This is a genomic window from Fictibacillus sp. NRS-1165 (assembly GCF_050468105.1).
Classification (GTDB): domain Bacteria; phylum Bacillota; class Bacilli; order Bacillales; family Fictibacillaceae; genus Fictibacillus_C; species Fictibacillus_C terrinigri.
This window is the reverse complement of sequence record NZ_JBDPNU010000026.1, coordinates 23,550-44,827: the sequence shown is the minus strand read 5'-3', so window position 1 is coordinate 44,827 and position 21,278 is coordinate 23,550. Positions and strand designations below refer to the sequence as shown.

The window sequence follows — 21,278 nt, the reverse complement described above, 5'->3', positions numbered from 1 at the left end:
AAGAGTGCTAAATAAGCACTCTTTTTACGTGAAGTTTTAAAAACAGGTATTCGTAGCATCCCATTATTAGTGTAATTACGGAATTTCACCTGGGCTTTGACATGCGTTGGATATAAACGAACTTATCCGTTTCATTGATCTTCAAGTCCTGGGCATTATATTCATTAAAAAGCCCTGGTTATAAATCAGGGCACAAAACCTTAACAATTACAAATCATTACACATTTCCATCTAAATCTTTAAAGTTAAAATAGGCAAAATCATCAATACGTTCTATTTCCCTAACGATTGTAATTTCTTTGTTTTTAACAAATTTATAGGCTTCATCAATATCCTCGACGAAAAAATTAAATAGAACATGTTCTGAAGGACTTAATGTAAATCCTGGATCAAAAGTATGATCGTCGTCCAAAGTAAGTCCAGTCTCGGAAGTAATGGGTATGTTATATACAGGTGATGCAACGTCATCCTTATTGAATGGGATCGCAAGTAAATCACTGTACCATTCTGCTGATTTTTCTAGGTTACTAACATGGATGAAAACATTGTTTACCTTACAGGCAATAGGAGAAGAAAGAGAGTTCTTAGACATTCCACCTTTTCATTGCATTTAATGTTACATATTCGATGAAGAAGGAGAAATCCCCTTTAATCGGAGAAGTAGCGGAAGGGCTTAGGAATAGTTCCTAAGCGTTATTTCATTACTGCATAAATGAATGAATTGCACTCTTTTTTTGTTCTAAATTCACATGGGTATACATTGCTGTAGTAGATAAACTCTCATGACCTAATAATTCTTGTAAGATTCGTATATCCACTTTATTATTTTGAAGAAGCAAAGTCGCAAACGTATGGCGTAAATGGTGCAAAGAGAACCGTCTAGGCGGCAATCCTGCTTTGGGTAAGATTTCTTTAAATATTTTGTGTAAACCCCTAGGATCCATTTTCATTTTATTTTTATTTAAAAATACGGGTTCAGTTGGATACAGTTGATAGTCTTCTTGCTGATCAATATAGTCCTTTAGTAAAGGGATAACAATGGGATGAAGAGGGAGGAGATGTTCCTTTTTCCCTTCCCAAAGATACGAATCGTTTGGTTATACCATATCGATTTGCTCCCATGTTAAATCCACTAATTCCTGTCGTCTCATCCCAGTTGTCGCAAGTAATTTAAACATTACATGATTGCGTGAAGCAAACCGATCCGTAGAGTTTTCTAAATACGCAAATAATTTTTGTAGTTCTTGGAGTGTCATATATACCGGTAATTTTTTATCTGATTTAGGAGCCTGAACGCCCAGCATAAAATTGTGCTTTAGATTAAGCGTATTTTTGGAGTAATTTTTTTCTACCTGTAAATACATTAAAAAATCATCGGTTGCTTGTTTTAAATCCATGTAACGACCTCCGTAAAATTTAATTATGAGGACGTACCCGTAAATTACGGGTCGATCCTGAGAATTATGAGACGATCCCGACAGTTATCAGGTCGATACACGTTATTATTGTAAACTTGGAGAGAGGAAGTTCCTAATATAAGATATTATCGGAACGTGAGGGGATCAAGTTATGGTACGTTTGTGTTTTTTTGTTAGTTAACATAATATATATTCTAGGAAGCTATGCGAGAGCGAATGAAATTTGTTTCAAATGTTAAGTTTACTGATGATATTGAGACAACATAAAAATTGAAACAAAAATCTGATCTCGAAAATGTTTCAGATCCCAACTTTCATTTACACACGCATATTAATAGAAGTTATTATTCTCAAATTGAATTATTTAAAAAAGATTCAAGTCCTTTTAATGCAGCAAATTTTTATTCAGGGCATTTAAATGAACCCTTCAGTTCGTGCTAGAGCAATCTCCAGTATCAATTATGCATTGCGATTTACAATTACGTTATACATGGATTTTTAATCCCCCTTCGACCATTCACCATTTGACATAATTGGAAAAAGCGATGATGAATTAGGAGATCCCGCCATGAGATTTGGAATAGCAATAAAAAACTCCTTGAGGAGAGTGTCCTCAAGGAGTTTTTTATGCATACAGTGGCTTTTGATGTGGAATAGAATTCATTTACCGCCTCGTTGGCTCAGTGACAACACCGTTAAAAGCAGATTGATAAATGTTCCTAATGTCATCCTCCAATAATGGGTAAGGGCTTCTGGCCAGTATCCGCCTTTGCTGGACTCCGTCTTGAGTGAGGCGTTCCAAAGCGGATTCAGGTATATCAAACTCTGCTAAAGTTGACGGAATTCCAACATCTTTTACAAGCCTCTCCAGTTCCTCAACGCACTTGTAAGAAGCGTCTTCCTCAGATAAATAGCTGGAGTTGCCCCCTAGCGCGTTTAAAATATCCGCCATTTTTGCCGTGCAGCTTTTTCGGATATAACCCATGACATAAGGCAGCAATACGGCGTTTGATTCACCATGGGAAATATGGAATTGACCGCCTAATGGATAGGCTAACGCATGAACTCCCGCCACCCCTGCATTAAAGAACGCTAGTCCTGCGATAAAGCTCCCATTACTCATATCGATCCGGGCCTTTTTATCATTGCCATTATGGACGGCCTTTCGTAATGAACGGCCAATGAGACGAATGGCTTGAAGGGCTAAACCATCGGTCACTGGGCTTGCATTAACCGAAATATAGGCTTCCACCGCATGGGTTAATGCATCAATTCCCGTGGCTGCTGTGACTTTCGCTGGAACAGAAACCGTTAATTCAGGATCCAAAATGGCTGCATCTGCTAAAAGATAATCGTGGGTAACGACGTCTTTTGTTGATTCTAAGGATAAGACGGATATATTTGTCACTTCCGAACCCGTACCAGAAGTTGTCGGGATAAGGATTTTTGGCAATCCTTTCTTTTCCACTTTCTTTGTTCCGGTGAGGTTTAAATAGTCGGCTACTGATCCTTCATGCTCCGCCAGAACGGCTGCTAATTTCGCTAAATCCAATGCACTACCTCCACCGAGGCCAACCACCATTTCAAATTGACCTGTTCGAGCAAAGGAAACTAGCTTCTCACCTGTTTCTATAGGTGGTTCAGGTACCACATCCGTATATATCGTAACATGATACCCCCCCTCTTTTAGGGGAGTAGTCACCCGCTCGACTAACCCTATTTTTTCAAGCATGGGATCCGTTACCACCAGTATTTTCTTAGGCGCGTATTTTTCGACTTCGGGCAATAGTTGTTCCAAAGCACCCCATCCGGTATAACTTAATGGGGCAAAAACTAACTTATCAAAACTCATTTAAGATTCCCCCTTACTCATAATAGCCTTCAGTAGATTTGCGAAATTCTTTAAATTGATTAGGATCATGCCCAAACCAGACCTGAGAGTTTGTTTCCTGAGCTATTCTGCGTATTTTTTCAACCGCGTTTACATAGCCCAGTGAATCGTAGATGATGCCGGGCGGCTTGATCGGTGGACCAAAGCTTTCCGACGTATAGACCGCATCTGAAGCAAGGATGATTCCGCCCGATTCCGGCATATCGATGTGAAGTCCAATCATGCCCCAGGCATGGCCACTTCCAAAATTTAAAATCTTAATGCCTTCTGCCAATTGGAGATTGTCATCACTCCGTTTTACTGTTCGCCACTGAAGATTATTTTTGATCCAAGCATCAATATCTGCCCAAATATATGCCCCTTCCTTTTGATTGCGTGCGTAGGATTGGAGTGTACCGTTCAACTCGTCTTCATGAACGATAATCGTTGCATTCGTAAATAGTTCCAAACAACCCGCATGGTCTAAATGAAGGTGGGAAGCGACTACATGCTTTATATCTTCCGGCCGTACATTCAGCTGTTCCAAACGGTTATGAAGGTAGCATTCTTCCCCCATGGAAATCGGAAACATGGCTTGAGTTGCTTGTCCCCACCGGCCATCAGGACCCATTGAATTGGGGTTGCAAGCGGTATCAAAAAGGATTTTACCCTCTGGATGATCAATGAGAACGGTATAAACGGGGAATTCAACAAATTCGGTTTGCGATCATAAAAGGCTTTTCCGGGGTATTGTCGAATACGGAGATCGGCTTGATCTCGACCATTCCTTACGTTGTCGCGGCATTAATCATGAATTGGTGGTCTCAACGCTCTGACAAAAAAGGGGAGAGGCACATGCATGCCGCCATCCCGCTTCTTCTTGCAGCCGTATCACTTGTCGGAGCAGGTTTAGCATCGAACCTTATGGTGGCCATGGTTTTAATCACGGTCTCGTTAACAACCATGTATTGTTTTAAAGGCCCCTTTTGGGCGCTTCCTTCCATGGTTCTGACGCCATCGATGGCTGCGGTGGGTATCGCCGTAATCAATTCGATCGGAAATTTAGGTGGTTTTGTAGGGCCATATGCGATTGGTGCCTTAAAAGATGCGACAGGCGGTACCTTCGCTGGCTTGATTTTTCTAAGTGTCATGATGGTGGTCGCATTCATTATGCTTTTGCTATTACGCAAGGATAAAAAGACTTTCCCGACGGAAAAGCACTATAAGATAGCGAAATAAGATGGTATTTTGGGGGATGGACGGAACATCAGGGATTAAACGGGAACGTCGAAGTAAGAATGGCAGAAATCTGATCCTTTAATCACCTTCAAAAGTTGGGGTGGAGATTCTTGAACGTAAGTTTCCAATAACAGCAAAGAAAAGCAGCCGTTTGGCTGCTTTTTTAATTTAGGTCATCTGGATGGATTGACGTTCATATACACGCTGTATTTGTTCATTTTTAATATTCGCTTGAGCTGCTGCAAGGCGTGCCAGAGGTACTCGATATGGTGAGCAGCTTACGTAATCTAAACCTGCATCATGGAAGAATTGGATCGAGCTTTTTTCTCCTCCATGTTCACCACAAATTCCTGTTTTTAACCCGGGCTTTGTTTCTCTACCAAGTTTTACGCCAGTTTCTACAAGTTTACCAACGCCTTCTTGGTCAAGAGAAGCGAATGGATTTTCCGGCAGAATTTTGTTTTCGATATATGCCTGAAGGAACTTACCCTCTGCGTCATCACGACTATATCCAAACGTAGTTTGAGTTAAATCATTTGTTCCAAAGGAAAAAAAGTCTGCCTCGTGCGCAATTTGGTCAGCTGTTAGAGCTGCTCGTGGAACTTCAACCATCGTACCTATAAGGTAATCGTATTCGAGGCCTGTTTCTTCTTGAACTTGCCGCCCGGCATTAATGACTAGTTGACGCATTTACCCGTAATATAGACAAAATAAATCAAAGCAAGATACCACACTTTCGGACTGGAGAGTGCCTTTTTGTGTCCATATTTTGCATGGTTAGGGCTTGTCTTAATCATGGCTTTTCGTTCTTTTTCCAGATCCGCCGTGAGCCATATCTTCTCTTCCTTTGCAAGCCACTGTGCGTCCTGCGGCCGTTCCGTTAAATAGAAGTAGGAAACGACTCCCAAGATGACTGCAGGAGCACCTTCTAGAATGAAAAGCCATTTCCAGCCTGGAATGTTGATCCAATGGATATGATCCATGATCCATGTAGAAAGAGGTGCTCCAAGTATGTATGACGCGGGAATAGCTGTCATAAACATCGCGATGGTTTTCGCCAACTCCTTTGACCTGAACCAATGTGTGAGGTAAAGAATGATTCCCGGAAAAAAGCCTGCTTCCGCGATACCAAGTAAAAAACGAATAATGTAGACTTGTTCTGCGTTTTGAGCAAATCCTGTAGCCACACTGATGATTCCCCATGTGATCAGAATTCTCGCAATCCAGACCCTGGCTCCATACCGTTCCATCAAAATATTGCTTGGTACCTCAAAAAGAAAATAACCAATAAAAAAAATTCCAGATGCAATTCCAAACATCTCACTCGTCAGTCCGAGTGCCTCATTCATCTCTAATGCAGCGTACCCGATGTTCGCCCGATCCAAATAAGAAATGATATACAACAAAAAGAGAAAAGGCACGAGCCTAAGCGTAACCTTCCTCATGGTTCGCCTTTCCAGATCCGTTGAATTGTTTTGCATTCTGATTCCTCCTCGTTTCACCGTCAATCACAGCAATAATAGAACGCTTTGTTGATTTTGAAAATTTGTAATACAAATTCATCATTTCGTGTTGAATTTTCTATATTTTTAGAATAGTATAATGGTTAATGACAGCGTTGTAAACGCTTTATTTCCCTTTTCAAAAAACTCGCTTTTGACTTGTTATACAAATTATTTTTTCAGCTTTATTGAAGACAGGAGAAAGTACGATGATAAAAAAAGAGAAGGCTTCCCAAAAAATATCACGGGAATTATTGAATATGATCGATTCGGAGGTGTTTCCCCCAGGGTCAAAGCTTCCGACTGAAAAGGAACTTTCCGCCCACTTTGGTGTTAGCAGAATACCCATCCGGGAAGCATTGAGCGTACTTAGAGCAGCAGGCATTATTTCTTCCAGGCAAGGCGGAGGAAGTTATGTGGAGGAAGGAACAGCCCCTTCCCTTCTACAGCGGCTTCAGATCCAAAGTGATGATGTGGAAGGAATTAAATACTTGTTTGAGATGAGAAGAATATTGGAACCCCAGGCCGCCTATCTCGCTGCCGAAAGAAGGACTCCCGAGGACCTTGCGAAGATGAAACAATGGCTGAAAGTGCTAAAGGAGGAATCGATCAATGAAGGCAAAACAGGCAGAGAAGCAGATATTGAATTTCACAGATTAGTAATCCTGGCGACCCATAACCCGATTTTCATTCAAATGTTTGAAAATCTTTCATCCCTTTACAAAAGCGTTCTGAGCGTTACTCTGCAACCAAATAAAGAACTGAAATTCAAACGCGAAACCGTATATAAGGAACATCAGAACATTTTGAATGCTATCGAGGACGAAGAACCCGATCTTGCCAGAATACAGAGCACCATCCATCTAAAAAACGCGGAAAAGAAGCTAAGCGTGTTCCTACAGGATTATGACTTGTAAAGGAGGAATCTAACTTGAAAGCGATGACCTCGAAACATGTGGCAGAACTAAAAAGCATTGTAAGAACGGGAAAGGTACTAACCGATGAAAGCGATCGTTTCAGCTATTCGTATGACGGCTCATTTGGATCGTATTTACCGGATGCCGTCGTTCAGGCACGATCCACTGAGGAAGTTTCAAACATTATGAAACTAGCCAACCGGGAACATATCCCTGTTTACCCTCGTGGACAGTCCACTTCATTAAGCGGAGGACCCCTTCCGGTCAAAGGCGGTATTGTGCTCGATTGTTCCCAGTGGAATACGAAACTGGAAATCTATCCGGATGATCTTATCGCCGTAGTCTCGCCAGGCGTATTAACAGCGAAAATTAATGAAGCCGCAAGTCAATTCGGACTGATGTATCCACCAGACCCAAGCAGTTCCCACGTTTCAACAATTGGTGGCAACCTGGCCGAAAATTCTGGTGGACCAAGGGGATTAAAGTATGGAGTGACAAAAGACTACGTGATCGGACTTGAACTGGTTACACCAGAGGGTCATATCATCCGTACTGGAGGCAAAACGATTAAAAATGTCACAGGCTATGATTTGACTAAATTAGTGGTCGGCTCTGAAGGAACGCTAGGGGTGATTACAGAAGCGACCCTCAAACTGCTTCCGAAGCCTAAAGCTGCTCGTACTGCGATGGTTGTCTTCAGTGATCTCGTACATTCCGGACGAGCGATCTCAAAGGTTCTGACATCTGGCATACTTCCCTCTAAAATGGAGTTAATGGATCAATCATCCATCCGAGCCGTAGAAGATTACCAGCCGCTTGGTTTGCCTACCGATGCAGAGGCGATTATTTTGATTGAACTTGATGGCCATCCTCTGGCGATTAAAGATGAGATGAACACTGTATCGACCATCTGCTGGGAGGTCGGGGCAAGAGAGGTTAAGGTAGCTAAAACCGAATCGGAAGCGGCGAAGTTATGGCAGGCTAGAAAGCTTGTTTCCCCTGCTATTGTAAGAATAAAACCGACAAAGGTCTCAGAAGATGCCACTGTACCAAGAAGTAAGATTCCAGAGATGTTTGAACGATTGAAAAAGATACGGGATCAGTACAAAGTAGACCTTGTCGTTTTTGGTCATGCGGGCGATGGAAATCTTCATCCGAACATCATCTGCGACAAACGGGATACCGAAGAAATGATCCGGGTGGAAAAGGCCGTTGAAGAAATATTTAAAACGGCGATCGAGTTGGGCGGCACTCTTTCTGGTGAACATGGGATTGGAAACATGAAGGCGCCGTTTATGGAAATGGAACTGGGCTCGATCGGACTAGAGATGATGAAACGAATGAAAGATGCGTGGGATCCAAATCATATCATGAATCCAGGAAAAATTTTTGCCGAACCTGGTCAAAAGCTGGTGTTAAGAGATGAGTAGCCTTGAAAAGCTAAAACGACAACTAAACTACGATAAGACGTTCGACTGTGTTCAATGCGGCTATTGCTTGCCGGCATGCCCAACGTACGAAACAATGGGTGAAGAAAAGCACTCCCCGCGTGGACGGATCAACCTCGTTAAGATGGCGGGCGAAGGAAGAATCGGGCTCGAAACTTTGCGGGAGCCGCTTGAAAAATGCCTTGGATGCCGTGCATGTCAAACGGTTTGTCCGACAAATGTACAATACGGCGAGATCCTAGAAGGCGCCAAACATGCACTTGATCAAAACGATACGAAGAGCAGAGCACGGCAAATAACAGAAGATCTTATATTCAACAAACTGTTCCCCTCTCGAAGATGGATGAATACGATCGGGAACGCGACTTGGTTTTACCAAAAAACAGGTCTGCAGAAACTCGCGGGCAGAATCGGTCTGACAAGTCTTGCCCCGTTGAACCTGGACAAGTTCGAAGCCGTGCTGCCAGCTGTCCCTTCCCCAATGGAAAGAAGCAAGACGCCAAACTTTTTAGAAGCGAGAACGAACAAGAAGTTGAGAGTTGGCTTTATAACCGGGTGTGTCATGGACAGCGTCTTTCATCAAACCAATAAAAATACGATCGAGCTGCTCTCCATAGCGGGAGCCGAGGTTGTAATACCCGGATCCCAAACCTGTTGTGGTGCGCTGCATGCTCATTCCGGCAAAATGGAAACGGCACGGGAACTCGCCAAACGCAACATTCTGGCCTTTGAACAAACCGATGTGGATTATATCGTGAATAACGCAGGCGGATGCGGAGCCATGCTGGCAGAGTATCATCATTTATTTAAAGATGATGAAGAATGGAGCACGCGGGCTCAACGCTTCGTGAACCGTTCAAAGGATGTATCAGTCATATTATCAATGCTCGATGGTTTGGAATTCACGAAGGAAATCAATGAGGTGGTTACCTACCAAGCATCCTGTCATCTGACCCATGTACAGAAGGTGACAATAGAACCTAAGGCGCTTCTGCAAAAGATTCCCGGGATCCGATACAAAGAAATGAAGGACTATGACCGCTGTTGCGGCTCTGCGGGAATCTATAATATAGTCAACTATGAAGATTCAATGGATATTCTTGACCTGAAGATGGAAAAGGCGAAACAAACGAGTGCTGCTACGATCGTAACCACGAACCCCGGCTGTCTCCTGCAGATGCAGCTCGGAATCAAAAGAGAGGACCTGGAGGATTCAGTAAGAGCTGTTCATCTTATTGATTTGTTGATGGAAGCAAGGCCGGTATTTAAAAGAGAAACAAATGGGCAAATAAGCGCATTACCCTTTGAAGGGCAAGCTTATGAGCTGATGAACGAATAGTATAACGAAAAAGACAACCAACCAAGAAACGCTCACCTTCTGGGTTGAGCGTTTCTTGGTGGTCGCTGTTCTCTTTCATGAAATATGTTTAAGGAGAGGAATTTCAAATGTTTCCTGTTAAGGGGCCTTATATCCAAGCCGCGCAGAAATTTGCAGCCCAATCTGCTGCATCCGTGGCTTAAGTAGCTCAAGCCGCTCACTTGTCATACGGATCGTTGGTCCTGAGATACTGCTGGCGGCAATGACTTTTCCTAAATGGTCAAAGATAGGTACAGCAATACAAGTAATTCCATGTTCATTTTCTTCTAAATCGAGTGCATAGCCTTTTTGTTTCACTTCCATCAATTCTTGAAGGAAATCCTCTTTATTAGTAATGGTTTTGTTGGTATGCATAGGCATTCCTTTACGTTCAAGAATCTCCATAACAGCATTTGAAGGTAAATATGAAAGGATTGCTTTTCCCACTGACGTACAATGCATGGGAGCACGTTTTCCAACTTTAGAATGCATTCTTAATGTTTCATTACCATCTAATTTTTCGATATAGACGACTTCACCTTGATCATAGACGACAAGATGAACGACCTCATTGGTTTCATCTTCCAGCTCCTGCAAATAGGGTTTTGCCTCCGCTCTCAGGTCGATCGACTCAAGCAGCTTTGAACTCACCTCTAAGAATTTGTAACCAAGCTTATATCGCCCTGTTTCTTCATCTTGTTCGATATAGCCGTACAACACTAAAGTGGACAGGATTCGATAGACAGAGCTTTTATTAATATCCATTTGTTTGGATATTTCCGTAACCCCTAGACCGCCCTTTTTCAAACTTACTAGAGTAATAATATCTAATGCCCGGCTGACGGACTTGACCATATTGTCCCTTTCCAAAACCCCTCACCTCATCTGTATATATAAGAAAATTATAGCATATCTGCCGCCGGGCCTTTGACGTACCTTAAGCGTTGATGCTCTCTCTTGCTGCAACAAAAGTGTTTCGAAGCTTCCCAATCTCCTGTATTTCGCATTCGATCACATCGCCTGCTCCCACTAGCTCTGCTCCGACAGGGCTGCCCGTTAAGATGACGTCTCCCGGTTTTAGCGTCATCACACGGGTAAGATAGGAGACCATTTTCCGGATAGGGATGATCATTAATTCCGTTGAACTGTTTTGTTTTTCAACATCGTTCAGTTTTGCTGTCACTTCAACGAGAAAAGGATCCAGCTCTGTTTCAATTACAGGGCCTAACGGAGTAAAAGTGTCGAACGATTTGCCAATGGTCCAATGGCCGTCTTGATGAAAATATTGGGGAGCGGTTACATCATTTCCGATCGTATAGCCGAAAACATAATGTAACACCTCTTCTTCCGGAACATTTTTCGCCTCTTTTCCGATAACAATCGCAAGCTCAGATTCGAACTTTACTCGATCAAGAGTATCTGGTATTACTATTTCTTCTTCTGGACCAATAACCGATGATGTCGGTTTGAAGAAAAATACCGGAATCTCAGGCAGATCGCGTGGCAGTTCGTCAACGTTTGAAACGTAGTTGGCTCCGATTCCAATGATTTGATTAGGCTCCAGCGGAGAAAGAAGTTTTACTTCCGTCCAAGAAAACGTTTTTCCTGTATATTCCCATTCTCCAAACATATCCCCCTTAATTTCCCGAATGATATTATCGTCTGTGATCACACCGTTGTATACGGAAGATTGAACCGTAAATCGACTAAATTTCATCCTGACACTCCTCTCAAGTTTTAACTTTTTGTTCGATGTTCATTTTTCGGGCAACTCCCGTAACAATAGCGGCATCGGCTACGGCATCCGCTACGGCTTCTACTACTCTCTGATCAAGGGCATTTGGGATAACGTAATCGTATGTAAGCTCTTCAGATGCAATTAAGTTGGCAATGGCGAAGACCGCCGCTAGCTTCATTTCTTCATTGATTTCAGACGCGAACACCCGTAAAGCGCCTTTAAAAATACCAGGAAACGCAAGTACATTGTTCACCTGGTTCGGAAGATCGGATCGACCGGTGCCCACTACTGCCGCGCCGGCTGCCTTTGCAACTTCAGGCATAATTTCTGGTATCGGGTTGGCCATGGCAAAGATAATCGCCTCTTTATCCATGGACACTACCATTTCTGGCGAAAGGGCATTTGCCACTGAAACCCCAATAAACACATCTGCCCCTTCTATCACGTCCTGTAATGTCCCTTCGGACTTGTTCCGATTGGTACGTGCGGATATCCACTCTTTCATGGCGTTCATGCCAAACGGGCGCCCTTCATAAATCGCACCCTTCGAGTCACAAAGAATGAGATCTTTCACACCCATATTAATGAGCAGCTTCGTTACGGCAATACCGGCAGCCCCCGCGCCATTGATAACGATTTTTGAATCTTCAATCCGTTTGTTAACGACCTTTAGCGCGTTAATCAACCCTGCTGTTGTCACAATGGCCGTTCCATGCTGGTCATCATGAAAAACAGGTATATTCATTTCCTTTTTAAGACGTTCTTCAATGATGAAACAATGAGGTGCTGAAATATCTTCTAAGTTAATTCCGCCAAAGGTGGGTTCCAACGATTTCACGATTTGAACGATCTCCTCAGGCTCATTTGTGTTTAAACAGATAGGAAATGAATCAATTCCGGCAAAGGCTTTAAACAACGCTGCTTTTCCTTCCATAACGGGCATTGAGGCCCCTGCCCCGATATTGCCTAAACCCAAGACAGCCGAACCATCAGAAACCACCGCCACTAAGTTTCCTTTAATGGTATACTCGTAGATTTTCAGGGGATCCTGGTAAATTTCTTTACAGGGTTCTGCAACACCAGGAGAATAGGCCAAACTCAAATCATCCGCATCCTCTATGGAAACCTTGACTTCCACACTTAGTTTTCCTTTCGACCGTTTGTGGAGCTCTAGCGACCTTTCCTTTAAGTTTTGCATATCCGGCACCTCCTAAATCTATTTGTTAATCAGTAATCTCAAGCCTCACTAGTACATGAGATTACTTTTTCCATTGTTCATTTTGAATAATCCAGGTGGATTAGATTATATGCTATTGTTTGACGGCAAATTTCGTCTTTGCCTCTAAACGACGGCGGTGCAGGATCGGCTCCGTGTAACCATTTGGCTGTTCATAACCTTTAAACACAAGGTCACAGGCCGCCTGAAAGGCGACGGAATTTTCATAGTCCGTCGACATCAAACGATAAGCTGGGTCATTAGCATTTTGTTCATCTACTACTTTGGCCATGCGCTTTAACGTCTCTAACACTTGTTCTTTCGTACAGATTCCGTGATGCAGCCAGTTGGCCATATGCTGGCTCGAAATTCGAAGCGTTGCTCTGTCTTCCATCAGGCCAATGTTGTTGTAATCCGGCACTTTGGAACAGCCGACACCCTGTTCAACCCAGCGAACCACGTAGCCTAAGATGCCTTGTGCATTGTTGTCTAATTCCTGCTGAATATCATCAGAGCTCCAATTCGGGGTTTTCGCTGCAGGAATTTCTAAAATGTCATCGCGCAAATCCTTAGATTCCTCAACGAGCTCATTCTGCACCTTAGAAACATCAATTTGATGATAATGCAGCGCGTGCAGTGTAGCCGCCGTCGGTGAAGGAACCCAGGCGGTATTTGCTCCTGCTTTCAAGTGGCCAATCTTTTGCTTCAGCATATCTGCCATCAAATCCGGCATCGCCCACATTCCTTTACCGATCTGGGCACGCCCCTGGAAGCCAGCAGCCAACCCGATGAGTACGTTAGATTTTTCGTATCCTTGCAGCCATCTGGATGATTTCATGTCATTCTTAGGGATCATAGGGCCAGCTTCCATAGAAGTATGGATTTCATCACCCGTTCGGTCGAGAAAGCCTGTATTGATAAAGGCGACTCTATCCTTGACTTCCCGAATGCATGCTTTCAAGTTAAGCGATGTTCGCCGTTCTTCGTCCATTACGCCGATTTTTATCGTATTCCGTTCAAGTCCGAGCATGTCTTCCACGCGGTCAAGGAGCTCATTGGCAAAACCCACCTCTTCTGATCCATGCATTTTCGGCTTAACAATGTAGATCGAACCCTTAGAAGAGTTTTGATAAGGGTCCTTTTCTAGAGGATTATGCATAGCGATAAGGCTTGTGATCACCCCGTCTAGAATCCCTTCTTGAATCTCCTCTCCATCCTCAAGCAGAATCGCGTTATTCGTCATCAAGTGGCCTACATTGCGGACCAACATAAGAGATCTTCCTGACAAGGTGAATTCTTGACCTGTCGGAGAAACGTAAATGCGATCAGGATGAAGGGTCCTTGTCACTGTTTTACTTCCCTTTTGAAAGGCAGCCGATAAATCTCCCTTCATCAGGCCGAGCCAGTTGCGGTAAACGAGCACTTTATCCTCCGCATCTACGGCGGTTACGGAGTCTTCACAATCCATGATGGTTGTGATTGCTGCTTCCATAAGGATGTCTTTAATTCCAGCATCATCGGTTTTACCAATCGGGTGGTTGCGGTCAATCTGGATTTCAAAATGAAGACCGTTGTTTTTAAACAAAACGGCGGTTGGGTTTTCCTGTTCTCCCTGAACACCCGCGAGCTTTGAAGGGTCTTTGAGCCCAGTGGTCTTCCCGTTGTTCAGCGTAACCGATAATCTGCCATTCTCCACGCGGTACTGAACCGCGTCTTCATGCGAAGCATCATTTAAAGGTACAGACTGGTCGAGAAATTCTTTCCCAAAGGCGATTACCTTCTCCCCGCGCACCGCATTATAACTCTCCCCGCGCTGGGCCCCGTTCTCTTCACTGATGGCATCGGTGCCGTAAAGAGCGTCATACAGGCTTCCCCAGCGTGCATTGGCGGCGTTAATCGCATAACGGGCATTGTTCACCGGAACGACGAGTTGTGGCCCTGCCTGTACCGCAATTTCATCGTCTACCCCTTGTGTGGTAATTTTAAACTCCTCGGCTTCCGGTTCAAGATAACCAATCTCTTGAAGAAATGATTTATAGGCATCAAAATTGAACCGTTCCCGATTTTCCACATGCCATCGGTTAATTCGGTCCTGGATTTCATCCCGTCGAGCTAATAACTCCTTGTTTTTTGGCGTTAAATCTTGGACTAACCTTTCAAAATCGGACCAGAATCTTTCAGCATCCAATCCGGATCCCGGCAGAGCCTGCGTTTGAATAAATTCATAAAGCTCTTCAGCCACTTGAAGATTCCCTTTTTTTACATAGTTTTGCATCATAAATTCCTCCTTTAACTCCATTCGAATTTTTTAGAAATCCTGTATTCCCTTTGGTGTTTGTTATTACAAAACGATGTTTCGTGTTTTGTTTAAAAAAGAATAGCACGGAATGATCGAGGTTTTCAATTACTTTCGGAAAATTTACACTATTTTAAAGTGCCGCTTCTTTCATCTCTTTTTTAATCTCTGCACAACGTCCCGGACTTGGAAATAATTTACCCGCATTTAATAGATTATCTGGATTGAATACTTCCCGAATGTCCGTCTGAGCCTTGATCTCTTCATCTGTGAAGACGAAACGCATTTCCTCTCTTTTCTCAATTCCTACGCCATGCTCACCTGTGATAGTACCGCCCACATCGGCACATACTTGCAAACAGGCACTCCCTGCTGCTAAAGCCTTTTCCGTTTGGCCAGGAATCCTGGCGTCAAAAAGGACCAATGGATGTAAGTTGCCGTCTCCCGCATGAAAAATATTTGCAATCCGAAGGCCAGATTCTTCACTGATTTTGTTGATTCTGCTTAACACTTCCGGAAGCCGGCTCCGCGGGATCACCCCGTCTTGCACAAGATAATCCGGAGAAATGGCTCCCATTGCCCCAAAACCGGTCTTCCGATTCGCCCACCATCTGGCTCGTTCGGATTCATCCTTGGCGACTTTCACTTCGCGAACGTTTCGGTTTTCACATACGTGCAGGATCTGGCTAATCTGTTCATTAATCCCTGCAGATATGCCATCCACTTCAATGAGGAGCAACGCCTCAATATCTCGAGGGTGGCCGACAGGAAATGCCGCTGCTTCTACTGCTTCAATAGCCGTCTTATCCATCATTTCAAGCGCAGCAGGAACAATTCCCGCTGAGATAATGTCAGAAACCGCACGGCTTCCATCGGAAACGTTATCAAAATACGCGAGCACGGTTTGTTTCGCTTCCGGGTTTTTCAGAATTCTCACGGTGATTTTCGTTACGATTCCTAATGTTCCTTCAGACCCTGTGATCAACCCGAGCAAATCATATCCAGGCGAATCAGGAATGCCGTTCTTCCCAATTTCGATAATCTTGCCGTTTGGCAAAACCACCTCCAACCCCAAAATATGATTCGTGGTTACGCCGTACTTGAGGCAATGAGCTCCCCCCGCATTTTCAGCCACATTCCCCCCTATCGTACAGCAATACTGGCTCGACGGATCGGGTGCATAGTAATACCCTTTATCAGAGATGGAGTTCGTGAGCTTGAGGTTCACAAAGCCGGGTTCAACCATCGCTCTTCGGTTCTCAAAATCTACGTGTAACAGCCGCTTCATTCTTACTAAACTAATAATCACTTCGCCATTGACCGGAATGGCCCCGCCACTTAATCCGGTCCCTGCACCGCGGGCAAGAAAAGGCAGATGGTTGTCAGAGCAATATTTTACGAGCTTTGAAACTTCCTGTGTATCTTTGGGGAAAACCACCGCTTTCGGCAGATGCTTATGAATCGTAAAGCCATCGCAGTCATACGCCAGCAAGTCTTCTTTGTGATAAAGAATCGAACGGGCACCTCCGACAATGTTGGCCAGGTTCCTAATATGTTTATCATTTGTTTTGACTTCTTTTAATGCCATGCCTCTCCCCCCTTAATTCGTCTTCTTTCTGGTAGGCCCAGTCCAGCAGTTGGACAGTGTGAACCACTTTTTGGTTTCTTCCATATTTTTGAACACCCATCGCCATCTGAAGCATGCATCCGGGATTGCCCATCGAAATCATTTCCACCTCTTCAGGAACGTTCTTCATTTTACTTTCCAGCACCTCACCAGCCATTTCAGGATTGGTAAGATTGTAGATCCCAGCACTTCCGCAGCAGCGATCAGCATTGGGCATGTGGACCATTTTTACCCCTGGGATATCAAGCAGAAGATTGCGGGGCTCCTCCCGCACTCCTTGCCCATGTGCAAGATGGCACGCATCGTGGTACGTGATACGAGTTTTCATTTCCGCTTGCGGTTTTTCATAGCCCGTGTCATGAAGATATTTCGAAATGTCTTCAACCTTGGCCGAGAAATCTTGTGCTTTCGCTTGCCATTCGGGCTCTCCACGGAACAATTCGGCATATTCCTTCATCATGCAGCCACAGCCGGCCGCGTTCACAATTATTTTTTCAGCATCTTTAAACGCTTCGATATTCTGCTTGGCAAGATTTCTTCCCATTTCTCGTTCACCCGCATGGACATGGAGCGCGCCACAGCACGTTTGCGTTTCCGGTATGACCACATCATTTCCGTTTCGTGTGAGCACATTGATTGTTGCCTCATTAATGTCGCTGAACATCACATCCATTACACATCCCGTTAACAACGCCACTTCATGCTTTGTTTCGCCTTTTGCATTGATCACTTTTTCACCCTTGTATTTTTTACGCACAGGTTCTTTAATGTCTGGAAGGATCCGTTCCATATCAGCGAGGTGGTCAGGCATCACCTTTAAAAGTCCCGATTTACGGACCACCTTTTGCATACCGCTCTTTTGATAAAACTTTAATAAACGACCGAGGGCATTCAATCGCTCCTGATGAGGAAACAGGCTTTCCAGAAAGAGCTTGCTTACCGCCTTTTTGTATCCGGTTAAGGGCATCGCTTGGCGAATTTGCCCGCGCGCCTCTTCGATCAGACCGCCGACATCCACATCAGCTGGACAGGCCGTTGTACACGCACGACAGTCAAGACAGGCAAACACAGGATCCATAAATTGTTCATTGACTTGCAGTTTTCCTTCTGCCACCGATTTGATGAGATGGACCCGGCCGCGGGGGGAATGCTGCTCCTGGCCGGTGAGTTCATATGTAGGACAGGATTCCAGACACATCCCGCAATGTACACAATCCGCCCATTTGTTTTCGTCAGGGGGATCGCTCCATCGATAATTGCTCAGGCTGGTTGTTGTACAGGCTGGCCGTTCCTTCACATCGCTTTCCGTTATACTCACCTTTAAATCCCTCCCACAAATCGTTGATCATTAAGAATTCTATTTGGGTCAACTTTGGCTTTAATTCCTTCAAACAAATAGAAATGGCACGGCTGTTCCCCCCAAACACTCAATTGCTGCCGGAGTACGTAAGGCAGATGTCTAACAATGAGATATCCGTTTAACTGTTCAACAAATTTTCTTAGTTGATGAATCGCCTGCAGGACATCGTCGCTCGCACCTTTTAGATTCACTTGGCATAAACCATGTCCTAATCCGGCATGTCCCTCAACTACCAGGTTGTGGCTGTCTTGCATAAGAGCGCTTTCCTTTAAGACATGAAGACCATCCAGGTTCGTCACACCAATTTTGACCGCTGCTTCTGTTTCTTTAGCAGTTGAATCAATCGCTCCATTCGGTCCGATGGTATATAATTTCTCCCAAAAGGCCCCGGCTTCTTTTTGCTGCAAAATGTCCAAATTCGTTTGGACCGGCTGAATGCTCCTAACAAATTCCTCCTGGTAATGGACAGCGCTTTCCACATCCTCGAAGCTGATGGCTAATGTATAACATTTTTTTCCGGTCAAGGTTTCGGATAAGGATGGAGTCAACAATTCAAGTGCGGCGGGTTCCATCATCGATTCTAAAAGGCTAGTGACAAATGAACGAATCGGCTCGAATTTTCCTTCCGGAAAGGCCAAAAGCATCAGACTTTCATACTTTGCAAGCGGACGGAGTTTGAGGGTAACTTCAGAGATAACGGCCAGCGTTCCCATTGACCCGATAAAGAGCTTGTTCATATCATAGCCGGCAACATTTTTTACGACTTTTCCACCGGTTCGAATCATTGAACCATTGGGATAGACCATTTGAAGTCCGATGACAACATCCCTTGGTGAACCATAGCCGAGCCGCTTGGGACCGCTTTCATTTGCACCGATGATACCGCCAATGGTTGCGTATTCGGGCCAAGCCGGATCCAGTGAAACCTTCTGTTGATGCTCTGCTAAGTAAGTTTGCAATTCATGAAAAGGGGTACCTGCTTTCACGGTGATGGTCATATTGCCAGCTGTATGTTCTACAATGCCTTTATATTTCGATAATGAAAGCAAGATATCCGCCGTTTCCATTAGTCCACCGAATCCTCTTTTCGTTCCTCCCCCTTGAACGCAAACTTTTTTCTCATAACCATTGGCATATTTCAACACTTTTTCGATTTCTTTTTCGGTTTTGGGAAATACAGTGATGAACCCCCCGTTCCCCAGGGGATGGCTTTTACTTTCACCTGTTATAATTTGACCTTCAGGTAAAAGGGAGTTTAGATCCGTGAGTAATGAGGTCGTGATCAATACTTTACACCTCCTTTTGTTTGGTAATAAGAAACACTGTTTCGAATAATCTTTAAAAAAATAGTCTTCATAGCATCAGTTTTAAATTTAACTTCATTAAACCATCATGAACCTCTTTTTTCAATGAATTTACCAAAAAATTTTAAATATTTAATTAAATTTGCCAATGATATGGGTATTATTCATGTTTTTTTATTAGATGAGCTAATTTAACTCTTGATACGTCCTTGCCGTTCCTTCGTGGTTTTCTTCTCCATTATGAGGTCATTTAGGACATTGACCGTTATCCCTGAGCTCCACACTTTCTTTGTCACCGACTAAACTCTACCCTTATTCAATTTTTGCGTAAATTGACAAAACTATTCGAATACTTAAAAATTATATTGTCTTAAATTTAGATGGGAGGTTGTTTTGCATGCATAAACTTAAACATTCGATTCTTTCAATCATTGCTGCTGTTGGACTTATGGCTGGAGGCTCCATTGCTTCAGCCGATACGTCCCAGGCAAATCACCATCAGTGGATCGCTTCGTGGGGAGCCAGCCAGCAGATGCCACGTGAATCCGGTGTTTCTCACGATGGATTTAAGAACCAAACCATTCGGATGATTGTAAATCCTAATCAAGGAGGTAAAGATGTCAGGCTGCGTTTTTCTAACCTTTATGGAGTGAAGCCTTTGGTGCTGGATAAAGTAGTACTTGCTCATTCGGCAACCGGTGCTGAGACGGTACCAAAAACGGGACGTATGGTTACCTTTAAAGGTAAGAAACGCACAGTCATACCTGTGGGAAGGGAAATCAGCAGTGACAGTGTAGATTTTGAAGTAAAAGAGAATCAAGATTTGACTGTATCCGTCTATACACACTCGGCCACAGGGCCAACGACTTGGCATCCCCTATCAAAACGAACAACCTATGTATCAGAACAGGGTGATCACACTTCGGAAAACCAGAGTACTTCCTTTACAAAAGGCTTTAAAAACTGGTTTTGGATGGAAGGGATCGATGTTGCCGCAAAGGATAAAAAAACACGTGTCATTATCACGTTGGGAGATTCCATCACGGATAGTTATGGATTCACCTCGAATCCTAACCGCAGCTGGGGAGATTACTTTGATCAGAGACTGCAAGAGAAGTACAAGCATCGTTCAATTTCAGTTATCAATTCAGGTATTTCAGGCAATCGAATTCTTCGGGATTCTCCTATTTTTGGTGAAAAGGCGCTCGATCGATTGAACCATGATGTACTTGAACAACCTGGCGTAACCGATATTATTCTCTTAGAAGGCATAAATGATATTGGACAGGAGCCACACGAGTTCGATTCAAGCAAAATTATTGCCGGAATGGAGCAGATCATTGACAAGGCACACGCGAAAGGAATCAAGGTCTATGGGGGAACACTCACACCTTTTCGGGGGACAACCATCGCTAACTACTTTACAGAAGAAGGAGAAAAAACGAGAGAAGAGGTTAATCAATGGATACGTACAAGCGGGGCATTTGACGAAGTGATTGATTTTGAACGGATGATCCAAGACCCGGCAGATCCGCAACGCCTGCTGCCTGCTTTTGACTCGGGTGATCATCTGCATCCAAGTGATGCTGGATTCCAGGCAATGGCCAACGGAATTGACATTGCCCTACTTGAGTGATATAAAAGCTCTTTTGTGTGGGTGCACAGCACACCATAAGGGCTTATTTACTTGCCTAGATGAAAACAGCCGGATGTAATTTTAGGTCAGTACACTTTTGCCCCTCTGTACATTATTTCTTTCCGGAACTGGGCTCGCTCGGTTTTGTATGAACGACATTCGGTGATTCGGATTTCGGAATTGTCGGCATCTTGCTCGGATATTTGATTAAGCTTTTCACGTAAATGTCAAGGAGTAGGATCTTGATTCAGGATCCTACTCCTTTTTAAAATTACATTCAATTTTAATAGAAGGGATTGTTTCATTCATACATCAAAAAAAATGATTTAGAATTTTCAGATAAATTTAAA

Annotated in this window: 15 protein-coding genes and 3 pseudogenes; 5 read left to right on the top strand and 13 right to left on the bottom strand. The window is 43.8% G+C overall.

What is annotated here, in order from left to right:
* Positions 1 to 217 precede the first annotated feature (217 nt).
* The 4 genes and pseudogenes from ABHN01_RS12875 to ahlS all read right to left on the bottom strand — a co-directional run.
* Positions 218 to 592, bottom strand: coding sequence for a VOC family protein (locus ABHN01_RS12875; protein WP_429875864.1), 375 nt, complete (start codon positions 590 to 592; stop codon positions 218 to 220).
* 109 nt (positions 593 to 701) lie between these two features.
* Positions 702 to 1,256 (bottom strand): annotated as a pseudogene (locus ABHN01_RS12870) (tyrosine-type recombinase/integrase).
* Between the two features lie 826 nt (positions 1,257 to 2,082).
* Positions 2,083 to 3,270 carry an iron-containing alcohol dehydrogenase gene (locus ABHN01_RS12865; protein WP_429875863.1) on the bottom strand — a complete coding sequence of 396 codons (1,188 nt, stop codon included), beginning with the start codon at positions 3,268 to 3,270 and terminating at the stop codon, positions 2,083 to 2,085.
* 13 nt (positions 3,271 to 3,283) lie between these two features.
* A pseudogene (ahlS, locus tag ABHN01_RS12860) lies at positions 3,284 to 4,015 on the bottom strand (AhlS family quorum-quenching N-acyl homoserine lactonase); the annotation flags it as partial.
* Between the two features lie 23 nt (positions 4,016 to 4,038).
* Between ahlS and ABHN01_RS12855 the strand changes: the two are divergent.
* Complete coding sequence (locus ABHN01_RS12855) at positions 4,039 to 4,527, top strand: MFS transporter (RefSeq protein ID WP_429875862.1); 489 nt, start codon at positions 4,039 to 4,041, stop codon at positions 4,525 to 4,527.
* A 168-nt stretch (positions 4,528 to 4,695) separates the two neighbouring features.
* Here ABHN01_RS12855 and ABHN01_RS12850 read toward each other — a convergent pair.
* Both ABHN01_RS12850 and ABHN01_RS12845 read right to left on the bottom strand, forming a co-directional pair.
* Positions 4,696 to 5,217, bottom strand: a pseudogene (locus ABHN01_RS12850) (putative PEP-binding protein); the annotation flags it as partial.
* Positions 5,205 to 5,972 (bottom strand): MFS transporter, encoded by a 768-nt coding sequence (locus ABHN01_RS12845; protein WP_429876023.1) that lies wholly within the window; start codon positions 5,970 to 5,972, stop codon positions 5,205 to 5,207. The gene ABHN01_RS12845 and the pseudogene ABHN01_RS12850, both read right to left, overlap by 13 nt.
* Before the next feature lie 266 nt (positions 5,973 to 6,238).
* Here ABHN01_RS12845 and ABHN01_RS12840 point away from each other — a divergent pair, with 266 nt between their 5' ends.
* From ABHN01_RS12840 to ABHN01_RS12830, 3 genes are read left to right on the top strand one after another with little or no spacing between them, the layout of a single operon-like run.
* Positions 6,239 to 6,946 carry a FadR/GntR family transcriptional regulator gene (locus tag ABHN01_RS12840; protein WP_429875861.1) on the top strand — a complete coding sequence of 236 codons (708 nt, stop codon included), beginning with the start codon at positions 6,239 to 6,241 and terminating at the stop codon, positions 6,944 to 6,946.
* Between the two features lie 23 nt (positions 6,947 to 6,969).
* On the top strand, positions 6,970 to 8,376 hold the full coding sequence (locus ABHN01_RS12835; RefSeq protein ID WP_429876022.1) for an FAD-binding oxidoreductase: 1,407 nt from the start codon (positions 6,970 to 6,972) through the stop codon (positions 8,374 to 8,376).
* On the top strand, positions 8,369 to 9,733 hold the full coding sequence (locus ABHN01_RS12830) for a (Fe-S)-binding protein (RefSeq protein ID WP_429875860.1): 1,365 nt from the start codon (positions 8,369 to 8,371) through the stop codon (positions 9,731 to 9,733). Before ABHN01_RS12835 ends, ABHN01_RS12830 begins: the two co-directional genes overlap by 8 nt.
* A 117-nt stretch (positions 9,734 to 9,850) precedes the next feature.
* On the opposite strand, the gene ABHN01_RS12825 is transcribed toward ABHN01_RS12830, so the two are convergent.
* The 7 genes from ABHN01_RS12825 to ABHN01_RS12795 all read right to left on the bottom strand — a co-directional run bounded on the left by ABHN01_RS12825 (position 9,851) and on the right by ABHN01_RS12795 (position 19,274).
* On the bottom strand, positions 9,851 to 10,621 hold the full coding sequence (locus ABHN01_RS12825; RefSeq protein ID WP_429875859.1) for an IclR family transcriptional regulator: 771 nt from the start codon (positions 10,619 to 10,621) through the stop codon (positions 9,851 to 9,853).
* A 67-nt stretch (positions 10,622 to 10,688) separates the two neighbouring features.
* The gene (locus ABHN01_RS12820; RefSeq protein ID WP_429875858.1) at positions 10,689 to 11,468 is read right to left on the bottom strand and encodes a fumarylacetoacetate hydrolase family protein; all 780 of its coding nucleotides are present in this window, start codon (positions 11,466 to 11,468) and stop codon (positions 10,689 to 10,691) included.
* 13 nt (positions 11,469 to 11,481) lie between these two features.
* Complete coding sequence (locus ABHN01_RS12815) at positions 11,482 to 12,687, bottom strand: NAD(P)-dependent malic enzyme (protein ID WP_429875857.1); 1,206 nt, start codon at positions 12,685 to 12,687, stop codon at positions 11,482 to 11,484.
* 112 nt (positions 12,688 to 12,799) lie between these two features.
* Entirely contained in the window at positions 12,800 to 14,980 is a 2,181-nt protein-coding gene (locus tag ABHN01_RS12810) for a malate synthase G (protein ID WP_429876021.1), read from the bottom strand.
* A 154-nt stretch (positions 14,981 to 15,134) separates the two neighbouring features.
* Positions 15,135 to 16,589: an FAD-binding oxidoreductase gene (locus ABHN01_RS12805; RefSeq protein WP_290400562.1), complete on the bottom strand. Its 1,455-nt coding sequence runs from the start codon at positions 16,587 to 16,589 to the stop codon at positions 15,135 to 15,137.
* Complete coding sequence (locus ABHN01_RS12800) at positions 16,561 to 17,946, bottom strand: (Fe-S)-binding protein (protein ID WP_429875856.1); 1,386 nt, start codon at positions 17,944 to 17,946, stop codon at positions 16,561 to 16,563. Before ABHN01_RS12800 ends, ABHN01_RS12805 begins: the two co-directional genes overlap by 29 nt.
* 2 nt (positions 17,947 to 17,948) lie before the next feature.
* Positions 17,949 to 19,274: an FAD-binding oxidoreductase gene (locus tag ABHN01_RS12795; protein WP_429875855.1), complete on the bottom strand. Its 1,326-nt coding sequence runs from the start codon at positions 19,272 to 19,274 to the stop codon at positions 17,949 to 17,951.
* A gap of 415 nt (positions 19,275 to 19,689) precedes the next feature.
* Between ABHN01_RS12795 and ABHN01_RS12790 the strand changes: the two genes are divergently transcribed.
* Complete coding sequence (locus ABHN01_RS12790; protein ID WP_429875854.1) at positions 19,690 to 20,928, top strand: SGNH/GDSL hydrolase family protein; 1,239 nt, start codon at positions 19,690 to 19,692, stop codon at positions 20,926 to 20,928.
* The last annotated feature ends 350 nt before the right edge of the window (positions 20,929 to 21,278 follow it).

What these genes read in the sequence shown, in the direction of transcription:
- ABHN01_RS12875 (WP_429875864.1), bottom strand. Translation starts at nt 592, where the DNA reads ATGTCTAAGAACTCTCTTTCTTCTCCTATTGCCTGTAAGGTAAACAAT.
- ABHN01_RS12865 (WP_429875863.1), bottom strand. Translation starts at nt 3,270, where the DNA reads ATGAGTTTTGATAAGTTAGTTTTTGCCCCATTAAGTTATACCGGATGG.
- ABHN01_RS12845 (WP_429876023.1), bottom strand. Translation starts at nt 5,972, where the DNA reads ATGAGGAAGGTTACGCTTAGGCTCGTGCCTTTTCTCTTTTTGTTGTAT.
- ABHN01_RS12840 (WP_429875861.1), top strand. Translation starts at nt 6,239, where the DNA reads ATGATAAAAAAAGAGAAGGCTTCCCAAAAAATATCACGGGAATTATTG.
- ABHN01_RS12835 (WP_429876022.1), top strand. Translation starts at nt 6,970, where the DNA reads ATGACCTCGAAACATGTGGCAGAACTAAAAAGCATTGTAAGAACGGGA.
- ABHN01_RS12830 (WP_429875860.1), top strand. Translation starts at nt 8,369, where the DNA reads ATGAGTAGCCTTGAAAAGCTAAAACGACAACTAAACTACGATAAGACG.
- ABHN01_RS12820 (WP_429875858.1), bottom strand. Translation starts at nt 11,468, where the DNA reads ATGAAATTTAGTCGATTTACGGTTCAATCTTCCGTATACAACGGTGTG.
- ABHN01_RS12815 (WP_429875857.1), bottom strand. Translation starts at nt 12,687, where the DNA reads ATGCAAAACTTAAAGGAAAGGTCGCTAGAGCTCCACAAACGGTCGAAA.
- ABHN01_RS12810 (WP_429876021.1), bottom strand. Translation starts at nt 14,980, where the DNA reads ATGCAAAACTATGTAAAAAAAGGGAATCTTCAAGTGGCTGAAGAGCTT.
- ABHN01_RS12805 (WP_290400562.1), bottom strand. Translation starts at nt 16,589, where the DNA reads ATGGCATTAAAAGAAGTCAAAACAAATGATAAACATATTAGGAACCTG.
- ABHN01_RS12790 (WP_429875854.1), top strand. Translation starts at nt 19,690, where the DNA reads ATGCATAAACTTAAACATTCGATTCTTTCAATCATTGCTGCTGTTGGA.